The organism is Desulfonatronum zhilinae (genome assembly GCF_900182865.1).
Lineage (GTDB): Bacteria > Desulfobacterota > Desulfovibrionia > Desulfovibrionales > Desulfonatronaceae > Desulfonatronum > Desulfonatronum lacustre.
The window spans coordinates 1-1,893 of sequence record NZ_FXUJ01000065.1; the positions used below are offsets into that span (position 1 = coordinate 1).

Genomic DNA, 1,893 nt, shown 5'->3' on the forward strand with positions numbered 1-1,893 from the left:
AATTGTTTTTCCGCACCACCCTGAAATTGATCGGTACACGCTCAAGGGCGCTCTGCGGGATGCGGACATAGAACTCACCGACTTTCTTGAAAATGTATGATCGCATCTTCACAATGAATATCAAGATGGAAACAGTTTTGGAGGAGTCCATGGAGCATCGTGAATGCAAACTGATTGACCGATTGACGGCCTACTCCGGCCAATTCAAATTGGGTTTCTTCGCCGTCCTGGCCATCCTGGTGGTTTTGAACTTCTTCATCGGCCCCTACGACCCGCACGTGGCCTGGGAAGTCTATCCCGGCTTCTGGGCCGGGTTCGGGTTCGTTCTGGCCGTGGCCATGGCCTTTGTGATGAAACGCATCGTCGCTCCACTGATCGGCGCTCCCGAGGACATCCATGACTAGTTTCTTCCACCCGACCATCGCCTTTTTCGGCCTGGGACTGGTTCTCCTGCTCCTGGCCCGGACAACCGTGACCTGGTGGCGCTGGCTGCTGCCTTTAGCCCCGATCCTGGCCATCATCGCCGTGTTCTCGGCCACGCCGGGCGATCATCTCCATCTGCGCTACCTGGGCATGGACCTCTCTCTGGGACGACTGGACGGCTTGTCTCTCCTTTTTGCCAACGTCTTCGCCATTCAGGCCCTGATCGGCTTCATCTACGCCTTTCACCTCAAGGAGATCCGTCACCACGTGGCCGCGGCGGTCTATGTGGGCGGGGCCTTTGGCTGCGTCTTTGCCGGGGACTACGTGACGCTGTTCATCTTCTGGGAAATCATGAGCGTGGCCTCGACCCTGCTGATCTGGTTCAATTCCAAGCAGAACCCTCGGGCCGTGGGCGCGGGCATCCGCTACTTCGTGATCCACACCATCGGCGGGCTGATGATGCTGGCCGGGATCCTCTTGCGCTACCAGGTGGTGGGCGACTTCACCTTCACCGGAATCATCCCGGCCGACGGCCAGTACTACGACTGGCTGATCATGCTCGGCTTCGGGGTCAACGCGGCCTTTGTCATCGCCCACGCCTGGCTGCCGGACGCCTATCCCGAGGCGACCATCCCCGGCGCGGTGTTCATGAGCGCCTTCACCACCAAGACCGCGGTCTACGTCCTGGCCCGGGGCTTCGCCGGCTGGGAATTTCTGGCCTGGATGGGCGTGGCCATGGCCCTGTGGGGCGTCTTCTACGCGACCATGGAAAACAACGCCCGGCGTATTCTCTCCTACCACATCATGTCCCAGGTGGGGTATATGGTCGCGGGCATCGGCATCGGCACGGCCATGACGCTCAACGGCACCTGCGCCCACGCCTACGCCCACATCCTCTACAAGGGCCTGCTGTTCATGAGCGTTGGCGCGGTGCTCTATGCCGCCGGAACGGCCAAGCTCAACGAGCTGGGCGGCTTGGCCGGGCGCCTGCCCCTGGTCATGTTGGCCTACGTGGTCGCGGGCCTGTCCATCTCCGGGATGCCCATTTTCAACGGCTTTGTCTCCAAGACCATGACCATCGCCGGGGCCTTCAACGACCACCAGGTGCTCCTGGGCATGCTCATGGAAGTGGCCGCGGTGGGCACGTTTCTTTCCGTGGGCCTGAAGCTGCCCTACTTCGCCTTCTGGGGCGGCAAGCCGACCTACGACAAGCCGCTCAAGCCCATTCCGGTGAACATGTACATTGCCATGGGCGCGGCGGCCTTTTTGTGCATCGCCCAGGGCCTGTACCCGGATCTGCTGTACCGCTTCCTGCCCTATCCCGGCGCGTACGACTTCCAGCCCTGGTCGTCCTGGAAAGTCCTGATGACCCTGATGCTGCTGGGCTTCACCGGCCTGGGCTTTATGGTCATGCGCGGGGTGCTCAAGCCCCATGCCCAGCGCAACCTGGACTTCGAGACCCTGTACATC

At 61.2% G+C, this 1,893-nt stretch carries 2 protein-coding genes; both read left to right on the plus strand.

Features of this window, described 5'->3' with window-relative positions; translation table 11 throughout:
• The first annotated feature begins 149 nt into the window (after nt 1-149).
• The gene (locus tag AC559A_RS18830) at nt 150-404 is read left to right on the plus strand and encodes a hypothetical protein (protein ID WP_498819232.1); all 255 of its coding nucleotides are present in this window, start codon (nt 150-152) and stop codon (nt 402-404) included.
• Nucleotides 397-1,893, plus strand: a 1,497-nt coding sequence (locus tag AC559A_RS18835; protein ID WP_498819233.1) for a Na(+)/H(+) antiporter subunit D, incomplete at its 3' end; no start/stop codon positions are given. The genes AC559A_RS18830 and AC559A_RS18835, both read left to right, overlap by 8 nt.

What these genes read in the sequence shown, in the direction of transcription:
- AC559A_RS18830 (WP_498819232.1), top strand. Translation starts at nt 150, where the DNA reads ATGGAGCATCGTGAATGCAAACTGATTGACCGATTGACGGCCTACTCC.